This is a genomic window from Amycolatopsis sp. PSD-21, assembly GCF_055561455.1.
On record NZ_CM145712.1, the window covers coordinates 8,919,995 to 8,940,622 of the forward strand.

Consider the following 20,628-nt stretch of genomic DNA (forward strand, 5'->3'; position numbering starts at 1 on the left):
ACGCCTGTTCTAGGATGTGCCGGGTACCACCCCATACCCGGGCAAGGAGACGACACCGACGATGACCGTGGATGCCTTGACACGCACTGACGCCGTGTCCGAAGAAGCGGCTACCGAAGCGCCCGTCGACTCGACGCCGCAGGCGGAGACGGCCGAAGCCCCGGCCGAGGCGAAGACCGAGACTCCGGAGAACCCGGAGCCCGCTGCCGAAGAGGCAGTGGCGGAGTCCCCCAAGCCCAAGCGTGGCCGCCCGAAGGTCGCCACGACGGCGAAGAAGACGCGCACCGTCGAGCTGACCCTCACGGTCACCGGCACCGCCGACGGCGAGTGGCAGGCCGAGCTCAAGAACGGCGCCAAGTGGGTCGCGAAGGGCCTGGAGATCCCGGCCGCGGCCGTGTCCCGCGCCGCCAAGGAACTGCACGCCGACCTGTCCGGCCCGATCGACGAGGTCATCAACGCCGCCCGCGAGCTGCAGGCCGCGAAGGTCGCTCAGCTCGAAGCCGAGCTGGAGAAGGCGAAGCTGGCGCTGGCCGAGCTGGACGCGTAAGACTTTCCTCCCGACCGGGGCGGACGCTGGAAATCAGTGTCCGCCCCGGTTTTTTTCATTCCGCGATCGGCGGCCGCGAGGGCAGCGGTGTCTTGAACTCCACCCACCGACTGTCCACAATGGCCTCGACGCTGTGCGGAACACCGCGCGGGTGGACGATCGTGCCGCCGGCTTCGAGGGTCACTTCCCGGCCGTCGAGCGTGCCGCGCAGCGAACCCGAAACCAGGTACACGATGCTGTCGTGATCGTGGCTGTGCACGGGAGAAGCGACACCCGCCGGGTAGGAGATCTCGTACGCCAGCCCGCCTTCCGCCGTGGCGAGCGTCCGGAACCGGCCCTGCCCGCCGATCAGCGGCAGACCCTCCACTGTGGACATCGGAGTCCAGGTCATCGCACGGACTCCATGGCGGCGGCCTCCTCGCGGTCCGGGTCACGGGCGAGCGCGACACCGATGACGGTCACGACGGCGGTGGCGAGCAAGTAGACCCCGATCGCGACCCAGGTGTCGAAACCGGCCAGCAGCGCCGTGAACAGCAGTGGCGCGGGCGCTCCGCCGATCACGCCGGCGAGGGTGTACGCCAGCGAGCTGCCGGTGTAGCGCAGGCGCGGCGAGAACTGCTCGGTGACGAGCGCGGCCTGCGGCCCGTAGAGCGCCGCGTGGATGACGAGCGCGAGCACGATGCCGATCGCCAGCATGGCGAACGAACCGCCGCTGACCATCGGGAAGAACACGAACGGCCAGATCCCGGCGGCGATGGTCGCGACCAGGTACATCTTGCGCCGGGAGACCCGGTCCGAGAGCGCGCCGAACAGCGGCATCAGGATCAGCTGGAACGCCGAACCGATCATCACCGCGGCCAGCCCGGCGCCGCGCGAGAGGTCGGTGTGCGTGGTGACGTAGGTGAGGACGAAGACGGTGAACAGCGCGTACAGCACGTCCGGGCAGACGCGGATCAGCACGGCCGCGACCAGCGCGCGGCGTTCGGTGCGGAAGACCTCGGAGATCGGCGCCGACGGACGTTCGCCACGCTCCTGGATCTGCTTGAAGACCGGGGTCTCCTCCAGCTTGAGCCGGATCCACAGGCCGAACCCGACCAGCGCGCCGGACAGCAGGAACGCGATCCGCCAGCCCCAGCTGTTGAACTGGTCCTCGGTGAGCAGCCCGGCCAGTACGGCGAGGACACCGTTGGCGAGCAGGTTGCCCGCGGGCGGGCCGATCTGGGCGGCGGAGGCCCAGAAGCCGCGTTTGTTCGGATCGCCGAACTCACTCGAGAGCAGGACGGCGCCACCCCATTCGCCGCCGATACCGACACCCTGCGCGAACCGCAGCGCCACGAGCAGCACCGCCGCGAAGCCGCCGATGGTCTCGTACGTGGGCAGGACACCGATGAGGAACGTCGCCACCCCGGTGAGCACGAGCGTCATGACCAGGATGCGCTTGCGGCCGAGCACGTCGCCGAGGCGGCCGAACAGGAACCCGCCGAGCGGCCGGGCGAGATAGCCGACGGCGTAGGTGGAGAACGCCGCCATCGTGCTCGCGAGCTGGTCTTCCGACGGGAAGAAGAGGTTCCCGAAGATCGTCGCGGCCGCCACCGAGTAGGCCGCGAAGTCGTACCACTCGAGCGCCGTGCCCGAGAGGCTGGCCGCGAAGGCCTTGTGCAACGAACGCCGGTCACCGGCTGGTGAGGTCATGTCCACATCCGTCCGTAGGAGATCCGCAACCCCGCCGGGAGGGGTTGAATTGCGGATATACTCCTTGTATACAAGCTGTATGCGCAACCCCCAATCTCGGAGGACAGATGCCTGAGCTGCGTTTCACCCTTCCCGACGGCCAGGAGCGGCGGACCGAGGTCCACACGCTGCTGAACGCCGGATACGCCGGTCGCAGCCAGGAGGACGTCGCCGCCCACGTGGCCGAGCTGGCCGAACTCGGCGTCCCCGCGCCTTCGGTGATCCCGGCGCTGTACCCCGTCGCGCCGTATCTGGCGAGCCAGACCGACGAGGTCCCGGTGCAGCACGAGCGGACCTCCGGCGAGGCCGAATGGGCCGTCGTCATCACCGGTCCCGCGCCCGAGGACGTCCTCCTGACCGCCGCCTGCGACCACACCGACCGCGCGCTCGAAGCGCACGGCGTCGCGTGGAGCAAGAACGCGGGCCCCGACGTCCTCGCTACCAAGGCGTGGCGGCTCGTGGACGTCCAGGACCGGCTCGACGACCTCACGCTATCCGCCTGGGCCGGGGAAACCCTGATCCAGCAAGGGAAACTCGCGGAACTGCTGCCGCCGTCTTACTGGCTGGACGTGCTGCGCGAGCGTGACCTCTACGCCCCGGGGACCGTGCTGATCTCCGGGACCATCCCGATGGTGCACGGCGTCGACCAGTTCGCCGGCTCGTGGCGCGTGGAACTGGGCGACCCGGCGACCGGCGAGACGATCGAACTCGCCTACACCGTGCGGCGGCTGCCCGAACCGATCGGCTGAAGCAGTTCACCGAGGAAGGCCCGGTACTCGCCCTTCATGGGCAACTCACGATCGACGCGGACGCGACGGCGGGTCGCGGAGACCTCGACCTCGCGCACCGGATCGAATCCGGTGCGCTCGTAGGATTCCCAGTACAGCCCGACGCCGCGCCGTTGCCAGGCGGGGACTTCGGCGAAGTTGACGCCGTGCGCGAAGAGCAGCTCGTTCTTCTCGGAGACGCCAATGCCTTCGAGAGCCGCTCCGGCCTCACTCGCCGTTTTCCCCGCCTTGCGCAGGATCCAGTAGCACCAGCCGTTGAGCGCGCAGCGGGCCGCGTCCGCCTGGCGCCAGGAGAAATAGTCGACGACGTCGTCCAGCGTCGTACCGAGCCAGACCCGGCCGTCGAAGTGCGCGGGCACCCCGGCCGCGTGGGTGAACGCGGCCGAGGCGACGCCGGCGGAGATCGACACGAGCTTCTCCACACCCCGGCCGAAGAGGCCGGCGGAGGGCGGGAGGACGAGCGAAATCTCGTCGCTTTCCGTGCACACGTAAGGCGAAGCGAATTCCGCCATCAACGCGTTCGCCGTCTCGGCCATACAGTCCGCGAACCGGGGATCGAACGGCTTCTCGAACCGCGCTTCGGTGAACTTCGAGAAACCCCTGTCGTCGACGCGGAGCACCGTCCAGGCACCCGGTGGCACGGTCAGGCCGTGGAACCACTCGCGTTCCCGTTGCCGTGCCTCGAAATCACCGGCGTCCATGGTTCACCCCCGCTCGACGACGAAACCGCCTTCCCCGTCGAAACCGACGGTGTACAGCTCGTCGAAACCGTCTTCGGCGCTCGGGCGCCTGAGGCGTTTCAGCGTCGCATACAGACCGACGTCGGGCACCCGGGTTTTCCCTTTCCGGCGCGCGTTGCGCTCTTGGGAGCCTTCGAGATCCGGCGGGAACCAGTACCCGGCGACGCGCGCGCCGTACCGCCTGGCGACCTCGATCAGCGGCGCCCACTCCTCCGGTGACGGGTTGGTGTTGTCCACGACCACCGAACGACCTTCTTCGAGCGCCTCGGCCAGCATCCGCAACTGCCGGGCCTGCGGCCGCCGGGCGTTGGGGAAGGTGTCCTTGCTGACGTGGACGTGCGTTCCCGCGAACTCGCGCCGGAAGAACGTCGACTTCCCGGACGCCTGTAGCCCGATCAGGATCACCACCGCTGTCACGGACACAACGTAGCCGATGGGTTAGGTAAGGCAATAGTCAATAAGGATTGCCTCTATTAACCGAAAAGGTCTTCGCTCGCCGGGTACCGTTCTTTGTGTTTCACTGAAAAGGTGACCGATACCGTATCGACTTCACATCCGCACGAACCGCATGCGGATCTGAGCGGCAAGCTGAACTGGCTGCGCGCCGGGGTTCTCGGCGCGAACGACGGGATCGTCTCGGTGGCGGGCATCGTGGTCGGCGTCGCGGGCGCGACCACCGACTCCACCACGATCGCCACCGCGGGAATCGCCGGGCTCGTCGCGGGCGCGCTTTCGATGGCGGGCGGGGAATACGTCTCCGTGAGCACCCAGCGCGACACCGAACGCGCACAGTTGCGGCTGGAAAAGCGCGAACTGAAAGAGATGCCGGAAGCCGAAGAACGGGAACTCGCGGAAATCTACGAGGAGAAGGGCCTTTCCCCCGAACTCGCCGCGGAGGTCGCCCGCGAACTGACCGAAAAGGACGCGCTGCAGGCGCACGCCGAGGCCGAACTCGGCATCGATCCGGACAATCTGACCAGCCCGTGGCAGGCGGCGTGGGCGTCGCTGGTGGCGTTCACCGTGGGCGCGCTACTGCCGTTGCTGGCGATCGTGTGGACGCCGACCTCCGCGCGGGTCTGGGCGTGCGCGTCGGCGGTCGTGGTCGGGCTGGTGCTGACCGGGTTCATCAGCGCGAAACTGGGCGACGCGCGCGTGGGCCGCGCGATCGCGCGGAACGTCGGCGTCGGCGCGCTGACGATGCTGGTGACCTACTACGTCGGCGTGCTGTTCGGGACCACCGTCGGGTAGGCAATCGGTCCAGGTGGTCGTGAGTGGCGATTCGGGTTAGAACCCGAATCGCCACTCACGACCACCTGGACCGACCACAAGCCGCCGCCGACCTCGCCCAACGAGCGGCAGACGCAGCGAAAGGGCCCTTCACCGCTTCCTATGCGGTGAAGGGCCCTTTCAGCACGTTCGAGGATCGCTCGTCAGTGCGGCATGAAGCGCGTCAGTGAACGCCCTTCATCAGCTTGCGGATCATCGGCGTCGCCACCAGGAGCGCCACACCGACCAAGATGGCCACCCCGCCGACGATGCTGAAGTACGGCGCTTCGTCGTCCACCGTGTAGAACTCGGCGAGCTTTCCGGACATCGCCGTACCGAGCGAAATGGACAGGAAGTTCAGCGCCACCATCTGCGTCCGGAACGCCTCCGGCGCGAGTTTGGTCGAAAGCGAGAGACCGACCGGGGACAGCATCAGTTCCGCCATGGTGAACACGAACAGGATGCCTGCCAGCGCGAGCAGCGGGCTCGCGTTCTTGCCGCTGCCGACCATCGGGAGGAACAGCAGGAACGCCACGCCCATGGTGACCGTGCCGAGCACGAACTTGATCGGCGAGGACGGCTGCCGCGAACCCAGTTTGGTCCAGATCGCGGCGATCACCGGCGCGAACAGGATGATGAACACCGGGTTGATCGAGTTGACCCACGCGACCGGCATCTCCCAGCCGAAGATCGTCCGGTTCAGCCGTTCGTCGGTGTAGGCCGCGACCACGGTGAACTGCTGCTGGTACAGCGAGAAGAACGCGGCGCTCGCGATGAACATCGGGATGAACGAGTACACCCGGCTGCGTTCCTCGGAGGTGATCTTCTTGCTGCCGATGATCACCACGAAGTAGATCACCGAGATGATCGCGACGGCCCAGACGACGACGTCGACCAGGTTCGCCGGGTTGATCACGCCGAAGACCACGAGCAGCACGATCGCGGCGACGCCCACCGCGGTGCCGCCGAAGACCAGCGGCCGCTGCGACGCGGGCAGCGGGTTGGGGACCTCGCCCGCCTTCTCGCCGAGGTTCTTGCGGCCGATCGTGTACTGGATCAGGCCGAGCGCCATCCCGAACGCGGCGAGCCCGAAACCGACGTGGAAACCGATCTCGCTCTGCGCGAGCCCGGTCAGGAGCGGACCGACGAAGCCACCGACGTTCACGCCCATGTAGAAGATCGTGAAACCACCGTCACGCCGCTCGTCGCCCGGCGCGTACAGCGTCCCGACGATGGCGGTGGCGTTGGACTTCAGCCCGCCGCTGCCGACGGCCACGCAGACGAGGCCGACACCGATACCCGCGAGACCGGGCAGCACGGCGAGGCTGATGTGGCCGATCATGATCAGGATCGCGCTGTAGAACAGCGTGCGTTCCGAGCCGAGCACCCGGTCCGCGACCCAGGCGCCGATCACCGCCGACAGGTAGACCATGCCGCCGTACGCGCCGACGATGCCGAGCGCGGAGGCCTTCGGCAGCGCCAGGCCGCCCTGGCTGACTTCGTAGTAGAGGTAGATCGGGAGGATGCCGAGCATCCCGTAGAACGAGAAACGCTCCCACATCTCGACGCCGAAGAGGTTCGCGAGCCCTCGTGGGTGCCCGAAAAACCTCGTGTCTCGCTGGACCTCGGTAGAGGTACTCACCATGCCGTCCTTTGTGAAGACATCGTTGTCGGTTTCCGGTTGACATGCTAGAAGCCCAGCATGTGGACGGGACACCGACGTCCGCATGATCTCTGTGGCAGCTGTCATGAACGCGAGATTTCCGCAGCTTGAGGCGTTAAAATCACGTCAAGGTGCGCCGGGAAGTCTGGTCGGCAACAGTATTCGTCGTTGCCGAAACCCGGAGGATGCCGTGAGCACCGGCCCCACCCGTCCCGCGAAAGCCGTCGCCGAATTCGCCCGCTACCTCCGCACGGAGACGACCGGCGGGATGATCCTGCTCGGCGCCACCGCGATCGCCCTCATCTGGGCCAATTCGCCCATCGACGACATTTACCGTGCGATCCGCGATTTCCGGCTCGGTCCCGAATTCCTCCACCTGAATCTGACCATCGGAGACTGGGCGAAAGACGGCCTGCTCGCGCTGTTCTTTTTCGTCGCGGGGCTCGAACTCAAACGCGAACTCGTGGTCGGTGAGCTTTCGCGGTTCAAGCAGGCCATCCTGCCGGTGGTCGCCGCGATCGGCGGCATGATCGTGCCGGCGCTGGTCGCGCTCGCGGTCGGCTGGGGAACGCCGGGCATCGAGCGCGCGTGGGCCGTCCCGGTCGCCACGGACATCGCGTTCGCGCTGGGCGTCCTCGCGCTGACCGCGTCGAACCTGCCGAGCAGCGCCCGCGTCTTCCTGCTCTCGCTCGCGGTGGTCGACGACCTCGGCGCGATCCTCCTCATCGCGATCCTGTTCACCGCGAAGTTCGACCTCGTCGCCGCCGGTGTCGCGGTCGCGGCCCTCGCGCTGTACGCCTACCTGCAGCACCGCCGCGTCCGCAGCGCCTGGATCTACGTGCCGCTGGCCTTGATCACCTGGGTCGCGGTGCACTCCGCGGGTATCCACGCCACGATCGCCGGCGTCGCGCTCGGCCTGCTCACCCGCGTCCGCGCCGACGACGGCGAGGAGCACGCGCCCGCCATCCGGCTCGAACACCGGTTGCAGCCGTGGTCGGCCGCGGTCGCGGTGCCGCTGTTCGCGCTGTTCGCCGCCGGGATCAAGGTGGACGCCGAATCGCTCGGCGCGGTGTTCACCACGGCGTTGCCGCTGGCCGTGCTGATCGGCCTGGTCGGCGGGAAGCTCGTCGGGATCTTCGGCGCCAGCCTGCTCGCCGTGAAGTTCAAGCTCGCGGAGAAACCCCAGGGCATGGGCTGGCGAGACATCGGCGCGCTGTCGATGCTCGGCGGTGTCGGGTTCACGGTGAGCCTCTTGATCGCCGACCTCGCGCTCGACGGGGAGGCCGTCGAGCTGGCGAAGGCGGCGGTGCTGATCGCCTCGGCCATCGCCTCGCTTTCGGCCGCCGCGATGCTGCTGCACCGCAGCCGGGTGCACGCGCGCGAGGATTGAGTAGGCGACACTCGCCGGTCCGTCGCGCCCGTGATCCGGGCACGTGGCACGATGACCGGTGTGAGCAGCCCCAAGCACGAACGTACCGGCCCCGACGGCGTGGGGGCCGTGCCCTACCTCCCCCTGTCGAGCGATGACGACGTGGTAGCGAGCGAGCAGTCCCTCGGGAAACTCGTCGGCGATGCCACACAACACGTCTCGACGCTGATCCGCGCCGAGGTCGAGCTGGCCAAATCCGAGGTCGTCGCGGAGGCGAAGAAGGGCCTCAAGGGCGCCATCTTCTTCCTGGTCGCGCTGGTCATCGGGCTGTACAGCTCGTTCTTCTTCTTTTTCTTCCTCGGCGAGCTGCTGTCCGAGTGGCTGATGCGCTGGGCGGCGTTCGCGATCGTGTTCGGGCTGATGCTCGTCGCGACGGCGGCCGCGGGCTTCCTCGGCTACCGCAAGGTGAAGAAGATCAAGGCGCCGGAGCGGACGATCAACAGCTTCAAGGACACCGCCGCCGCGTTCAAGCCGCGTCACAGCGCCGAAGACGACGCGGCCGCGGTCCGCGACTGAGAAGTCTTCGAGTCGGTGCAGGCGACACCGGATCCGTCGATCGTCCGGATCGACGGTCCGTGGACTCATCGTGACGTCTCGGCGAACGGCATCCGGCTGCACGTCGCCGAACTCGGCGACGGGCCGCTGGTCGTGCTGCTGCACGGGTTCGCCGAGTTCTGGTGGGCCTGGCATCACCAGCTGAGGGCGCTCGCCGGCGCCGGTTTCCGCGTGGTCGCGGTCGATCTGCGCGGCTATGGCGACTCCGACAAACCCCCGCGCGGCTACGACGCCTGGACGCTCGCCGGCGACGTCGGCGGGCTGATCAAGTCGCTCGGCGCGCGCAAGGCCCATCTCGTCGGACATGCCTGGGGCGGCATGCTCGCGTGGACGGTCGGCGCGCTGCATCCGCGGCTGGTGGCGTCGGTCAGCGTGCTGGGCGGCGCGCATCCGCTGGCGTTGCGCCGGGCCGTCCGGCGGCCGGGGCAGCTGCGTGCTTCGGGCCATCTGTTCCGTTTCCAGGTGCCGATGGCGCCGGAAAAATGGCTGGTCAAGGACGACGCGCTCGCCGTCGAAGAGCTCTTCCGTGCCTGGTCCGGTCCACAGTGGACGAACACCTCCGACTTCACCGAGACGGTGCGGACGTTCCGGCAGGCGATGCTGGTGCAGGGAGTGCCGCACAGCGCGCTCGAGTACTACCGATGGGCGTTCCGCGCCCAGTTCCGCGGCGAAGGCCGCCGGTTCCGCGAAGCACTGCAAGACCGCTTCGCTCCCCGCGTGCTGCAACTGCACGGCGAGGACGACCGGTGTGTCCTGCCCGAAACGGCGGCGGCGTCGCGCCGCTGGGCCCCGGACGCCCGTCTCGAACGCTGGCCCGGCATCGGGCACTTCCCGCATCTGGAGGCCCCGGAGCGCACGTCGGCCGCGCTACTGGACTTCTTCCGTATCTTGGAAACATGACCGAGCGAAAACCGACGGGCGTGTCGTTCGAGTCCTGGGTGGACCGGCAGATCAGCGCCGCGGAGGCGAAGGGCGAGTTCGACGACCTGCCCGGCGCGGGAAAACCGCTGCCGAAGACGGACGGCAAGGACACCGCCCTGTCCTGGGTGGTGAACAAGGTCCGCGCCGAGGGCCACGACGTTTCGGCGCTGCTGCCGCCTTCGCTGGCGATCGCGAAGGAGCTCGACGACCTACCGGACACCCTCGCGAAGGTGCGTCGTGAGGCGCGGGTGCGGGAGATCGTCGAGGACCTGAACGAACGGATCCGCGCCGAGCACCGGCGTCCGGCCGGAGGTCCGGTGCTGCGGGCACGGCCGCTGGACGTGGACGAGGTCTTGGCCTCCTGGCGCGAAGGCCGCTAGTTCGCGCAGGGCCCCGTCGACGTGTTCGCGCTCAGCGCCGGGGCCGTCTCCACCACCGGCCGCACCTGCTCCGACGTCAGCGTGAACCCGGTCTCCGGATCCTCGACGGCCGCACCGAAGACCACCCCGATGACCTCGCCCTCGGGATTGATCATCGGCCCGCCCGAGTTACCGCTGCGCACCTGCCCGCGCACGGTGAACACGTCCCGCTGCACGGTGTTCGCCTCGTAGATGTCCGGTCCGCGCAGGTTGATCCGGCCGCGCACTCTGGCGGGCGTCGCGGTGTACGGGCCGTCGAGCGGGTAGCCGAGCACGATCGCGTTGTCTCCCGCCCGCGCGACCCGCGGCGTGAACGGCAGGACGGGCGCCTGGAGCCGCGGCACCGCGAGCACGGCCACGTCGGCCTCGGGGTCGAAGTAGACGACCCTGGCCGGGAACTTGCCGGAAGTCGATTCGATGGCGACCTCGTCGGTCCCCGCGACGACGTGCGCGTTCGTCATCACCCGCTGCGGCGCGACGACGAATCCGCTGCCCTCCAGCGCCCGCGAGCACGAGGTCGCGTTGCCGCGGATCTTCACCACGCTGCGGTGCACCTGTTTGACGATCGCGCTCGCCTGCAGCGCGGTGTCCGGCGGGCTGGTGTCCTCGACGTTCGGCTTCTGGAACGGGTCCACAATGGACGGGAAGCCGGACGCGTCCAGCAGTTTGCGCAGTTCGCTCGGGAAGCCCTGCGCCGCTTCCGGCATCACGTTGTTCACTTCGCCGAGCACGACCGAGCTGTTGATCGACTTCGCCAGCCCCGGCACGCCCGAGACGGCCGTCAGCGGCGTCGCGATCAGCCACGCGACCACGAACACCACGGCGGCCTGAACGACCGCGCCGAGCGTCTTGTCGACGCCGGAAAGCTTGTCCGGGTTGATCTTCTGCCGCAGTCTCCGGCCGGCCCAGACCCCGAGGGTCTCGCCGAGCGCGACCAGGAACACCACGGTGGCCACCGCGAAGGCGACCTTCGCCGCCGGATGCTGGAAGAGTTCGACGATCAGCGGCGCGATCTTTATCCCGGCGAGCGCGCCGAGCACCACCCCGACCAGCGAGGGGAGGGCGATGATCACCCCTTGGAACGCGCCGGACACGCCCGCCAGCAGCGCGAGGAGGATCACCAGTACGTCGACCCAGTTCACCGGCGCCTACTCCTTCTCCGGCACTTGCCGCCCGTCGACCCGCGCCTGATGTTCGGCCAACGCTACGTCAAGCTCCCGGACGTCGCCTCGGTCCCAGTCCCGTTCCCAGCCGCCGAGCGACAGCGTCATCGCCAGCAGGCCGCCCGTGAACCCCCAGACGAACATCCCGCCGACGTCGAACGCGGGCCCCTTCCAGTCGTAGCCCGCGCGTTTGACCTGGAATCGGTTGGCCGGGTCGGTGAGCTCGGCGATCGGCACCCTGGCCACCGCCGCGGTCTCGCCGGGATCGACGGCGTGCACCGGCGACGGCGTCCGCCAGTAGGCGAGCACCGGCGTCACGGCGAAGCTCGACACCGGCACGAAAAGCTCCGGGAAGACCGCTACCGGCAGCACTCCCGAAGGTTCGACGCCGGTCTCCTCCTCCGCCTCGCGCAACGCGGTGCCGACCGGCCCGCCGTCCTCCGGTTCGGCGCCACCGCCGGGGAAGCTGACCTGACCGGCGTGCGAACCGAGCGTGTCGGCGCGGCGCTGGAGCAGGACGTCGGGACCCTGCGGGCCTTCGCCGAAGAGCATCAAGACGGACGCGGACCGGTAGGTCGCGTCCCGCGGCACGCTGAACCGGCTGAACGCGTCCGCGCCGATCTCGCCGCTGATCTTGACCAGCGGCTGCAACCAGGCGGGCACGGCCTCCGGATCCACGAGGGGGCCGGTCATGGTGTCCCTTCCACAGCGGCGCGCACCTGGTCAGTGTTCAGGAAGACGCGTGGGTTCTCGATGAGCCGGACGTCGCCGCCCGCCGTGACCAGGTACGTCGCCGGGAGGGAGGAAGGGACCTTCAGTGCCGTCCGCACCGGCCCCGACTGACCGTCACCGTCGAACACCGACGGCAACCGGACCCCCAGTTCGGTCAGCAGCGCAAGCCCGTCGGCCCCGGAGCTCGCGACCTGGACGAGGAGCACGCGCGCGGCACCGGGCGACGCCGCGTACTGCTGGAGCAACGGCAGTTCGGCGCGGCACGGCTCGCACCACGACGCCCACAGGTTGACCAGCACTGGACCGCCCGAGACCACCTTCGCGAGGTCGACGCGGGAGCCGTCGCCGAGGCATTCGACGTCCACTCCGCGCAGCTTCGCCACCTCGCCCGGCCCAGGCGGCGGGCAGGGGGCGAGGGCGGCCTTCGCGCGCGCGGCCGTGAGATCCCCCGACGTCTTGGCGGGCGCTTGGCCGTCACGCGTCGTGAGCAGCGCGACGATCAGGGCCACCACCAGCACGGCGGCGCCGAGGGCCAGTTTGGTGACCCTGGTCACCGGCGGGCCGCCAGTTCGAGGATGTGCTCGCGTTCTTCGCCCTTGACCAGCTTCGCGGCCTCTTCGAACTCCGTCGGGCCGATTCCGTACGAGGGACACATCTTGGCCAGCGGACAGGCGCCACAGGCGGGTTTGCGGGCGTGGCACACGCGGCGGCCGTGAAAGATCGTCCGGTGCGACAGGAGCGTCCACTCCTTGCGCGGGATCAGCTCGCCGACGGCGTGCTCGACCTTGACCGGGTCTTCCTCCTCGGTCCAGCCCCAGCGGCGGACGAGACGGCCGAAGTGGGTGTCGACGGTGATCCCGGGAACGCCGAAGGCGTCGCCGAGGACGACGTTGGCCGTCTTGCGGCCGACACCCGGCAGCGTGACCAGATCCTTCAGCTTGCCGGGCACTTCGCCGTCGTAGCGCTCCACCAGCGCCGCGCCCAGCCCCATCACCGAGTTCGCCTTGGCGCGGAAGAACCCCGTCGGCCGGAGGTACTCCTCGAGTTCGGCGCGGTCGGCGCCGGCGTAATCGGCGGCCGTCCGATAGCGGGCGAAGAGGGCGGGCGTGACCTGATTCACGCGGACGTCGGTGGTCTGCGCCGAAAGCACGACCGCGACCAGCAATTCGAGCGGAGTGGTGAAGTCAAGCTCACAGTGCGCGTCCGGGAACTCGTCGTCGAGGCAACGCTTCATCCGCCTGGCGCGTCTCACCAATGCGAGCCGGCTTTCACCCTTGCCCCCCGCACGGGGGGCATTGGCAGGGGCAGGAGGCACCCCGATAGCCTACGGGCGCCATCGGGCGAGCCAGTGGGAGCACCCGCCGGTCGACGGCCGACACGCCAGAGCACCACCTCGGCGCTTCGATCGAGGACGCCATGAGCGAGGATCTGGAGTAATGCACAACTTTTCCGAATTCCCTGGGCAGGGCTCATGACCGTCTGGTTCGTCATCCTGGTCCCCCTGGTGATCATGTTCTTCGCGCTGTTCATGGAACGCGTGGAGACCAGGCTCAAGCACGTCGCGGTGCAGGAGAACGAGGTCGAGGAGTTCCTCGAGCAGGCTCAGCCCAACGAGGTCAGGGCCCTCTACGGGCACGGCATCGGGCGCGCGCTCGAGCTTTTCCGGCTGCGCAGGCTGGGCGGGAAGGCGGCCAGGCTTCGCGCGCGACGCGTGCGGAGTTAGGCTCCACGTTCGAGCGAGATCGTTCCCGGCCGCCCGCGCGTTCGGCGTGCCGACGAGCGATCTCGCGCGCACGACCTAGACTGACGCGAAAAGTGATCGACGACACGGTCCTCGGCAGAATGAGGATCGACGTCGTATCTCGATGAGGAGGCACCCGAGGTGGACGAAACCCTGGCCCGAGCGGGCATTTTCCAGGGTGTTGAGCCGGCAGCCGCCGAGGCGCTGGCACAGACCTTGGAATCCGTGGAGTTCCCTCGCGGGCATGTCATCTTCAACGAGGGTGAACCCGGCGACAAGCTTTACATCATCCAGTCCGGCAAGGTGAAGATCGGCCGCAAGTCACCCGACGGCCGCGAGAACCTGCTCGGCATCTTCGGCCCGTCCGACATGTTCGGCGAGCTGTCCATTTTCGACCCCGGCCCGCGGACGTCCAGCGCGACGACCGTGACCGAGGTCCGCGCGGTGACGATGGACCGCCCGGCGCTGCGGCAGTGGATCTCCACCCGCCCGGAGATCGCCGAGCAGTTACTGCGGGTGGTCGCCCGACGGCTGCGCCGGACGAACAACATGGTCGCCGAGCTGATCTTCACCGACGTCCCCGGCCGTGTGGCACGTGCGCTGCTGCAGCTGGCGCAGCGCTTCGGCAGCCAGGAGGCCGGCCTGCTGCGGGTCACGCACGACCTGACGCAGGAAGAGATCGCCCAGTACGTCGGCGCCTCGCGCGAGACCGTGAACAAGGCTCTCGCCGACTTCGCGCACCGTGGCTGGCTGCGGCTGGAGGGCAAGAGCGTCCTGATCCTGGACCCCGAGCGCCTGGCCCGCCGCGCCCGTTGATTTCAAGTACGTGAAGGCCCCCTTCATTGCGCTAGACGCAGTGAAGGGGGCCTTCACGTACTAGTGCTCGACGCAGTGCCCGACACAACGAAGAGCCGGGCGCCACCCCCGACGTGGCGCACCGGCTCTTCGCTGTGCGCGGACCATCCCCCGACGATCCGCGCTCCCCGCCCTCCGGAACAAGGCCCCGACCCGTACGCCGGAGGGAGCTGGAGACTGTGTGATTGTCGTACAACCATCCACGGCCATCGGCCGTGAACTCAAGCTCTTTCACTCTCAAGGACGCCGAACGCGTCGATTTGTTGCCCCGAATGACCCAGAATCGGCCGACTGTTACCCGATCGTGACGAACTGGAGTGCTTCGACCCCCGTAGTACCCAAAACCGGTGGTGACCAAACTTACCGCCGAGGAACTGGTACTCGCGTACCAAAGTGTTCATACTGGTACGCGTGTCCCAGTCTGTGTCCGCTTCCGCCGAGAGCCACCGCACCTCCCTCGCCGACTACCGGGCCGCGCTGACCGCGCCCGGATCCCGTGGGGCGGTGATCGCGTCCCTGCTCGCCCGCCTGCCGATCGCGATGATCGGCATCTCCGCGCTGCTCTACGTCCAGCGCGAGACGGGCTCCTTCGCCGCGGCCGGACTGGTGTCGGCCGGGTCGCTGGTGGGCGTCTCCGTGGGCGCGGTCGTGCAGGGACGGCTCATCGACCGCTTCGGTCCGACCAGGCCGCTGCTGACCACCACCGTGCTTTTCGCGCTGGCGATGACGGCGCTGGTGTTCGCGATCGAGGCGCACGCGCCGACCCTCGTGCTGGTCCCGCTCGCCTTCGGCACCGGGATCACGGAGCCGATGGTCGGTTCGGCCTCGCGGGCGCTGTGGACACGCCTGCTGCCCGCCGGGCCGACGCGGAACGCCGCGTTCTCGTACGAGGCGATCTCCATGGAGGTCTTCTTCATCCTCGGCCCCGGGTTCGCGGGGCTGCTGATCGCCGCGCCGTGGGCGGGGACAGGCATCGTGACCGGCTCGCTGACCATGATCGCGGGCGCCGTGCTGTTCGCGCTGAGCCCGACCGTGCGCGCGTGGGGGCCGTCGCCGTCGACGGGCGGCAAACTGCTCGGCGCGCTGGCCAGCCCCGGGATGCGCACGCTCGCGATCGCCGCGCTGGGCTTCGGCGCCGTGATCGGGTTCGTCGAGGTCGCCGTCCCGGCGGCCGCCACCGAGGCCGGGAACACCTCCATCGGCGGTCTGCTGCTCTCGGCCTGGTCGGTCAGCTCGGTCGCGTTCGGCGTCGCGTACAGCCTGCGCCCGTGGCCGCGTCAGATGGGCCTGCGGCTGCCGGTGCTGCTGGCCGGATTCGGCGCGCTGGTGGCGCTGCTCGCGCTGCCCGGATCGCTCTGGGGCCTCGCGCTCGCCATGCTCGCCGCGGGCGCGCTCATCACGCCGCAGTCGACGACGCACTCGGCGGCCATCGAGATCGCCGCGCCGAAGGGCACGGCGGCCGAGGCGTTCGGCTGGGTGCTCACCGCGGTGACCCTCGGTCTCGCGTTCGGGCAGTCGATCAGCGGCTACCTCGTCGAGCACGCCGGACACGAAGCGGCGTTCCTCGCCGCCGGCGGTGTCGGGTTCGCGCTCGCCGCGGTGGTGTGGCTGCTGCGCGGCACCTTCCGCCCGCGGCCGGCCGGAGCCGTCGCCGAAGCCCCCGAACTTGTCGGTGCCGCCCGCTAGCTTGCGGGCATGGACCTGACTGCCGCCACCCGCTCCCTCTCGTCCGCCGTCTCCGCCGCCGCCCGGCTGCTGTCGGCCCGCTCCGGCCTGCTCCTGCGCGCCGGGAAGGACGGGCTGACCGTCGGCGGCAGCGACAGTGAGCGGGCGGTACTCCTGACCAGTGACGCCATGGTCCACACCGACGGTGAGGTCCTCGTCCCCGCCGGGCCGCTCGCGGAGACGTTGCGCATGCTCGACGACGACCTGGTGCGCCTGGTCGTCGAGGGTTCGCGGCTGGCGGTGCGGGTGGAGGGTGGCCGTTACGCGCTTCCCCTACTGAGCCGCGAATTGGAACTGCCGGACATGCCGCCGAAGGTGTCCGAAGTGGACGGTCACGCGCTGGCGACCGCGTTGCGCACGGTCGCGGGCACGGCGGCGAAGGACGACGCGCTGCCGATGTTCACCGGCGTCCGGGTACAGAGCTTCAGCCGCGAGCTGCGGCTGACGGCGTCCGACCGGTACCGGATGGCCGTGGCCACCCTGCCTTTGCGGTCCGAAGGTGAGCCGATCGACGCGCTCGTCCCGGCGGGCCTGCTCGCGGAGACGGCGAAGCAGGCACGCGGCGTCGTCGGCCTGCATGGTGACAAGACCCGCTTCGGGCTGAGCTGGGCCGGCGTCACCGTCACCACCGCCGTGCTCGACGCGGGATTCCTGTCGGAGAAGCTGATCGAATCGTCCACTGTGGACACCACGGTCGAGGTCGCCGCCGACGCGCTGGCCGCCGCCGTGCGCCGGGTGGGCGTCTACGCCGATGATCGCCGGGTGCTGACGCTCGAGGTCGGCGATTCGCACCTCCGGCTGGCCAGTTCGAAGCAGGACACCGGGGAGGCCGAAGAGACCTTGAAGGCCGAGGTTTCGGGCGGCCGGACGTCACCTTCGTTCCAGGCGCGCTACCTGCTGGACGCGCTGCAGGGTTTCACCGGGGAACGGGTGCGGCTGGAGATCCAGCCAGGGATGCGGGCTTGCGTCATCCGGGCGGTGGAGCCGGGAGATGTGGAGCTGACGTACTACGTGATGCCGATGCTGGCGCGCTGACGCTGGCTCCACAAGGGACCCATGCCGTGGCGCGTGTTGCGAAAGCCACTTTCGCAACGTTGAAGGTTGCGAAAGTGGCTTTCGCAACACGGTAGAGGTGAGCGCGAGGCATGCCGAGAAGGACGACCGCCTCCCCTTCGTCAGGTGTCGCGAAAGCCACTTTCGCGACACCAGGTGTCCCGAAAGTGGCTTTCGCGACACCGGCCAAGCCGCCCAACTCGACGCGTCGCCCCGTACCGAACGACCTAGGCGGAAGCGGCCTTCACCGCGGCCTCGATCTCACCGAACGAAGGGTTCACCATCGCCTTCGAGCCCACGAAGACCGTCGGCACGACCTCGTTCCCGTTCGCCACGGAACGCACCCGCGCGGCGGCGTCCGGGTCCTCCCAGATGTTGACCCGCTTCACCTTGAAACCGCTCTTCGACAGCGGCCGTTCCAGCGCGGCGCAGAACCCGCATCCGGGGCGCCAGTAGAACTCGACCTCGACGTCACTCATTCGCCGTCCTCCGACCTCAGGTAGTCCAACTGCGCCTGCACGCTCCATTCGGCGGGCGCCCACAAAGCCTTGTCGACGTCGGCGTAGACGACCTCGACCACCTGGCGCGGGGTGGCGTCCGCACCGAGCTTCTCCAGTGCCGAACGCACCTGGTCGAGCCGTTCTTCCCGGTGCGCCAGGTATTCGCGCGCGGTCGCGGCCAGGTCGGGCAGTTCGGGGCCGTGTCCCGGCAGGCCGATGGTGCCGCCGGGCAGGCCGATGAGCTTCCGCAGCGAGCGCAGGTAGTCGCCGAGGTCGTGCAGCACGGTGGTGCCGCGGCCGAGGATGGTGTCGCCGGTCAGGATCTGCCCGTCGGACACCAGGCAGATCGAGTCGCCGGTGTGGCCGGGCGTGTGCAGCACCGACAGCCGGACGCCGCCCGCCTCGATCACTTCGCCGTCCACAAGGGACTTCCCGCCGACGCAGAGCGACTCGTCGAAGGCCCGCACCGGAGCGCCGACTCGCTCGGCGAACCAGGGCGCGCCCTCGGCGTGGTCGGGGTGGTGGTGGGTCAGGACGATCAGTTCGACGGCGCCGGTCTCCGCCAGCAGCGTCAGATGCTCGATGTCCTCGTGCCCCGGGTCGACGACCACGGAGCCAGCCGCGCCGGGCCCGCGCAGCACCCAGGAATTGGTGCCCTCCAACGTCATCGACGACGGATTGTGCTCCAGCAGCACGGAAGCCGTCGGCGTCACCTGGCGCAGCACACCGTACGCGGGGGCGTTCATGCCGGGTCCAGGACGACGCGGACCTTGTCACCTTCGCGCACCAGCGTCGGCATGATCTTCGAGATCTCGCGTTCGGCGGCCTGGGCCGCGGCCGCCGAGTCGAACTCGCCCAGTTCCGAAAGCGTCATCCAGGTCGGTGGCATGAGCATGCGGCGCCCCTCCTTGGCATCGGCGATGGCCTCCTCGGGCCGCTGCCAGCCGGAGCTGACGGCCTCGGAGGTGGCGCCGTCCGCCTCCTGCCCCTCGGGCAGCACGGCGACGAAGAAGCAGGTGTCGTAGCGGCGCGGCTCCTGCGGCGGGGTGACCCAGTTCGCCCACGGGCGCAGCAGATCCGCGCGCAACGTCAGGCCGTTGGCTTCGAGGAACGCGGCGAGCGAGAGCTCGCGGGAAACCAGCTTCGCGCGGGCGTCGTGGTAGGGCGTCGTATCGGTGACCACGGCGTCCCCGACGCTCGCTAGCAGCACACCCGACTCCTCGAACGTCTCCCGCACGGCCGCGCACACCAGGGCGCGGGCGAGCGACTCGTCGCAGCCGAAGCGTTCCGCCCACCACGCCGGCTTGGGGCCCGCCCAGCTGACGGAGGTGTCGACATCGCGGGAATCCACGCCGCCACCGGGGAAGACGGTCATCCCGCCCGCGAACGGCATGCCCTTCACCCGATGCTGCAGGAAGACCTCGACGCCGTCGGCGCCGTCCCGGAGGAGGATCACGGTCGCCGCGTCCTTGGGCGTCACCGGCTCACCGTCGGCGTTGGCGCGGGTGCCCACTCCGGCCCCCACCGGGATGTCGAATGTCAGTTCTTCAGCCACCCTCGCAACCTAACATCGCAATTCGTCCTCTGGATGCGGTAGTTGCGCGTGCAACCACCGCATCCAGAGGACGAAATGCTCAAAACAGGTCAGGAAGACCAGCCGCTGCTGCGCGAAGCACCGTTCAGCCGGATCTTCGCCGCTTCGGCGCGCTCCCGTTCGGCGAGCTCGGCGTGCAGCTCACGCAGGAGCGCGCGGTCGCGCTCGCTCAGGCTGGGGTCGTCGAGGTCGAGAGCGGGCAGCTCGACGACCTCGTGCATGCTCGGCTTGCCCGTGGCGATCTCGCGGCCCTTTTCGGGGTCCTCCTTGAGCGCCTGGCGCAGCTGCGCCACTTCGGCCGGTGTCAGGTCCGCCGTGCGCTCGGCGCGGGTCTCCGCCCGCGACTTGCGCGGCGAGGCCGGCTCCGACGAAGACGAGGACGACGACGTCGCCGCGGGCGCCTGCTGCACGATTGGCACCACCGGCGCGATCGGCTCGACCGGTTCGTGGCTCCCGCTGCCGACCGGCCGAAGCCCGTGCCTGCTCGGCTGCTCCTTGACCGGCTCGGGAGCCGGGGCGGGAGCGGGCGGCGGGGTCACCGGCTCGGACCGAAAGTCACTGGAGTGGGTACTCCCGGTGACCCAGACAGGACTCGCGGCCGACGACGCGGCCTGGTGGTACGCGGACCGCGCGACGCCGGGTCCCGCGACCTCGACGACCGAACGGATCCCCGCGCGGCGAAGCGCGGTGTCCACGCGGAACGCGACGGCGGGCGGGTTGCCCTCCGGGCCGATCTCGACCAGGACCACCCGCTGCGGCAGCGCGCCGGGCACACTGCCCGCCGGCGTGTTCCGCCACACCGCGTGCACCGAGCGGACGTCCGGCAGCACCTGCAGGGTGCGGTCGAGCGCCTCGGCGAGGCCGAATTCGGGCTGGTTCTCACCGGTGAACCGGTGGGTGAGCACCGGCTCGTCCTCCTCGACGACCAGCAGGTCGTTCGCCAGGGTGGCGTCGGACCTGCTCATCTCGAGGACGAGCGCGAGTTCACGCTGTTCGGCCGAGCTCACCGGGATCTTCCCCGCGATCAAGGTGCCGGTGGTGAGCTCCACCGCTTCGTCGATGTGCGCACGCGCGATCAGCTCACGCGCTTCGGTCAAAGCACTGTCGTCGATACGACCCGCCAGGGCCAGTAACAGGTTGTGCAGGCGCAGGGGCACCGAGAACCCGTCCATGGGCGGGCCGTCGTGGACCTCCACCATTGCTCTG

Annotated in this window: 24 protein-coding genes; 11 read left to right on the forward strand and 13 right to left on the reverse strand. The window is 69.2% G+C overall.

The window, feature by feature from the left end; translation table 11 throughout:
- Positions 1-61: 61 nt before the first annotated feature.
- Complete coding sequence (locus ACZ1DY_RS41975) at positions 62-547, forward strand: DUF6319 family protein (protein ID WP_126730054.1); 486 nt, start codon at positions 62-64, stop codon at positions 545-547.
- Positions 548-602: 55 nt separating this feature from the next.
- Here ACZ1DY_RS41975 and ACZ1DY_RS41980 read toward each other — a convergent pair whose 3' ends face one another.
- Both ACZ1DY_RS41980 and ACZ1DY_RS41985 read right to left on the reverse strand, forming a co-directional pair.
- Complete coding sequence (locus tag ACZ1DY_RS41980) at positions 603-938, reverse strand: cupin domain-containing protein (protein ID WP_257483235.1); 336 nt, start codon at positions 936-938, stop codon at positions 603-605.
- On the reverse strand, positions 935-2,239 hold the full coding sequence (locus ACZ1DY_RS41985; RefSeq protein ID WP_126730051.1) for an MFS transporter: 1,305 nt from the start codon (positions 2,237-2,239) through the stop codon (positions 935-937). Before ACZ1DY_RS41985 ends, ACZ1DY_RS41980 begins: the two co-directional genes overlap by 4 nt.
- 107 nt (positions 2,240-2,346) lie before the next feature.
- On the opposite strand from ACZ1DY_RS41985, the gene ACZ1DY_RS41990 reads away from it, so the two are divergent.
- Positions 2,347-3,027 carry a DUF2848 domain-containing protein gene (locus ACZ1DY_RS41990; RefSeq protein ID WP_465483023.1) on the forward strand — a complete coding sequence of 227 codons (681 nt, stop codon included), beginning with the start codon at positions 2,347-2,349 and terminating at the stop codon, positions 3,025-3,027.
- On the opposite strand, the gene ACZ1DY_RS41995 is transcribed toward ACZ1DY_RS41990, so the two are convergent.
- Both ACZ1DY_RS41995 and ACZ1DY_RS42000 read right to left on the reverse strand, forming a co-directional pair.
- A complete protein-coding gene (locus ACZ1DY_RS41995; protein ID WP_465483024.1) occupies positions 2,991-3,767 on the reverse strand; it encodes a tRNA(His) guanylyltransferase Thg1 family protein in 777 nt (258 codons plus the stop codon). The two genes, ACZ1DY_RS41990 and ACZ1DY_RS41995, sit on opposite strands and share 37 nt — an antisense overlap.
- Before the next feature lie 3 nt (positions 3,768-3,770).
- Positions 3,771-4,223, reverse strand: a complete 453-nt coding sequence (locus ACZ1DY_RS42000) for an ATP-binding protein (protein ID WP_257483238.1) — start codon at positions 4,221-4,223, stop codon at positions 3,771-3,773.
- Positions 4,224-4,334: 111 nt separating this feature from the next.
- Here ACZ1DY_RS42000 and ACZ1DY_RS42005 point away from each other — a divergent pair, with 111 nt between their 5' ends.
- Positions 4,335-5,054: a VIT1/CCC1 transporter family protein gene (locus tag ACZ1DY_RS42005; RefSeq protein WP_257483239.1), complete on the forward strand. Its 720-nt coding sequence runs from the start codon at positions 4,335-4,337 to the stop codon at positions 5,052-5,054.
- A 202-nt stretch (positions 5,055-5,256) separates the two neighbouring features.
- Here ACZ1DY_RS42005 and ACZ1DY_RS42010 read toward each other — a convergent pair whose 3' ends face one another.
- Complete coding sequence (locus ACZ1DY_RS42010) at positions 5,257-6,717, reverse strand: peptide MFS transporter (protein WP_465483025.1); 1,461 nt, start codon at positions 6,715-6,717, stop codon at positions 5,257-5,259.
- Positions 6,718-6,925: 208 nt separating this feature from the next.
- On the opposite strand from ACZ1DY_RS42010, the gene nhaA reads away from it, so the two are divergent.
- The 4 genes from nhaA to ACZ1DY_RS42030 are packed head-to-tail and all read left to right on the forward strand — an operon-like array spanning position 6,926 to position 10,020.
- Positions 6,926-8,125 (forward strand): Na+/H+ antiporter NhaA, encoded by a 1,200-nt coding sequence (gene nhaA, locus ACZ1DY_RS42015; protein ID WP_465483026.1) that lies wholly within the window; start codon positions 6,926-6,928, stop codon positions 8,123-8,125.
- Positions 8,126-8,176: 51 nt separating this feature from the next.
- The gene (locus ACZ1DY_RS42020) at positions 8,177-8,680 is read left to right on the forward strand and encodes a phage holin family protein (RefSeq protein ID WP_126730044.1); all 504 of its coding nucleotides are present in this window, start codon (positions 8,177-8,179) and stop codon (positions 8,678-8,680) included.
- 15 nt (positions 8,681-8,695) lie between these two features.
- Positions 8,696-9,619 carry an alpha/beta fold hydrolase gene (locus tag ACZ1DY_RS42025; RefSeq protein WP_465483027.1) on the forward strand — a complete coding sequence of 308 codons (924 nt, stop codon included), beginning with the start codon at positions 8,696-8,698 and terminating at the stop codon, positions 9,617-9,619.
- The gene (locus ACZ1DY_RS42030; RefSeq protein WP_257483241.1) at positions 9,616-10,020 is read left to right on the forward strand and encodes a DnaJ family domain-containing protein; all 405 of its coding nucleotides are present in this window, start codon (positions 9,616-9,618) and stop codon (positions 10,018-10,020) included. Before ACZ1DY_RS42025 ends, ACZ1DY_RS42030 begins: the two co-directional genes overlap by 4 nt.
- Here ACZ1DY_RS42030 and ACZ1DY_RS42035 read toward each other — a convergent pair.
- Genes ACZ1DY_RS42035 through nth form a run of 4 tightly spaced genes read right to left on the reverse strand, consistent with a single transcriptional unit; the run spans position 10,017 to position 13,188 of the window.
- Positions 10,017-11,201, reverse strand: coding sequence for a MarP family serine protease (locus tag ACZ1DY_RS42035; RefSeq protein WP_192744024.1), 1,185 nt, complete (start codon positions 11,199-11,201; stop codon positions 10,017-10,019). The two genes, ACZ1DY_RS42030 and ACZ1DY_RS42035, sit on opposite strands and share 4 nt — an antisense overlap.
- A 6-nt stretch (positions 11,202-11,207) precedes the next feature.
- The gene (locus ACZ1DY_RS42040; protein WP_126730037.1) at positions 11,208-11,915 is read right to left on the reverse strand and encodes an NUDIX hydrolase; all 708 of its coding nucleotides are present in this window, start codon (positions 11,913-11,915) and stop codon (positions 11,208-11,210) included.
- Positions 11,912-12,508 carry a TlpA family protein disulfide reductase gene (locus tag ACZ1DY_RS42045; protein ID WP_465483028.1) on the reverse strand — a complete coding sequence of 199 codons (597 nt, stop codon included), beginning with the start codon at positions 12,506-12,508 and terminating at the stop codon, positions 11,912-11,914. The genes ACZ1DY_RS42040 and ACZ1DY_RS42045 overlap by 4 nt, the downstream gene beginning before the upstream one ends.
- Complete coding sequence (gene nth, locus ACZ1DY_RS42050; protein ID WP_126730625.1) at positions 12,505-13,188, reverse strand: endonuclease III; 684 nt, start codon at positions 13,186-13,188, stop codon at positions 12,505-12,507. The genes ACZ1DY_RS42045 and nth overlap by 4 nt, the downstream gene beginning before the upstream one ends.
- Positions 13,189-13,425: 237 nt before the next feature.
- Between nth and ACZ1DY_RS42055 the strand changes: the two genes are divergently transcribed.
- The 4 genes from ACZ1DY_RS42055 (at position 13,426) to dnaN (ending at position 17,310) form a co-directional block, all read left to right on the forward strand.
- A complete protein-coding gene (locus ACZ1DY_RS42055) occupies positions 13,426-13,677 on the forward strand; it encodes a hypothetical protein (protein WP_005166943.1) in 252 nt (83 codons plus the stop codon).
- 159 nt (positions 13,678-13,836) lie between these two features.
- Positions 13,837-14,511: a Crp/Fnr family transcriptional regulator gene (locus ACZ1DY_RS42060; RefSeq protein ID WP_003081747.1), complete on the forward strand. Its 675-nt coding sequence runs from the start codon at positions 13,837-13,839 to the stop codon at positions 14,509-14,511.
- A gap of 462 nt (positions 14,512-14,973) precedes the next feature.
- A complete protein-coding gene (locus tag ACZ1DY_RS42065; protein ID WP_465485787.1) occupies positions 14,974-16,236 on the forward strand; it encodes an MFS transporter in 1,263 nt (420 codons plus the stop codon).
- 9 nt (positions 16,237-16,245) lie between these two features.
- Positions 16,246-17,310: a DNA polymerase III subunit beta gene (dnaN, locus tag ACZ1DY_RS42070; RefSeq protein ID WP_465483029.1), complete on the forward strand. Its 1,065-nt coding sequence runs from the start codon at positions 16,246-16,248 to the stop codon at positions 17,308-17,310.
- A gap of 245 nt (positions 17,311-17,555) precedes the next feature.
- Here dnaN and ACZ1DY_RS42075 read toward each other — a convergent pair whose 3' ends face one another.
- The 4 genes from ACZ1DY_RS42075 to ACZ1DY_RS42090 form a co-directional block, all read right to left on the reverse strand.
- The gene (locus tag ACZ1DY_RS42075; protein ID WP_034314716.1) at positions 17,556-17,807 is read right to left on the reverse strand and encodes a glutaredoxin family protein; all 252 of its coding nucleotides are present in this window, start codon (positions 17,805-17,807) and stop codon (positions 17,556-17,558) included.
- On the reverse strand, positions 17,804-18,574 hold the full coding sequence (locus ACZ1DY_RS42080) for an MBL fold metallo-hydrolase (RefSeq protein ID WP_465483030.1): 771 nt from the start codon (positions 18,572-18,574) through the stop codon (positions 17,804-17,806). The genes ACZ1DY_RS42075 and ACZ1DY_RS42080 overlap by 4 nt, the downstream gene beginning before the upstream one ends.
- The gene (locus tag ACZ1DY_RS42085; protein ID WP_465483031.1) at positions 18,571-19,383 is read right to left on the reverse strand and encodes an NUDIX hydrolase; all 813 of its coding nucleotides are present in this window, start codon (positions 19,381-19,383) and stop codon (positions 18,571-18,573) included. Before ACZ1DY_RS42085 ends, ACZ1DY_RS42080 begins: the two co-directional genes overlap by 4 nt.
- A gap of 89 nt (positions 19,384-19,472) precedes the next feature.
- Positions 19,473-20,621 (reverse strand): hypothetical protein, encoded by a 1,149-nt coding sequence (locus ACZ1DY_RS42090; RefSeq protein WP_465483032.1) that lies wholly within the window; start codon positions 20,619-20,621, stop codon positions 19,473-19,475.
- Positions 20,622-20,628 lie beyond the last annotated feature (7 nt).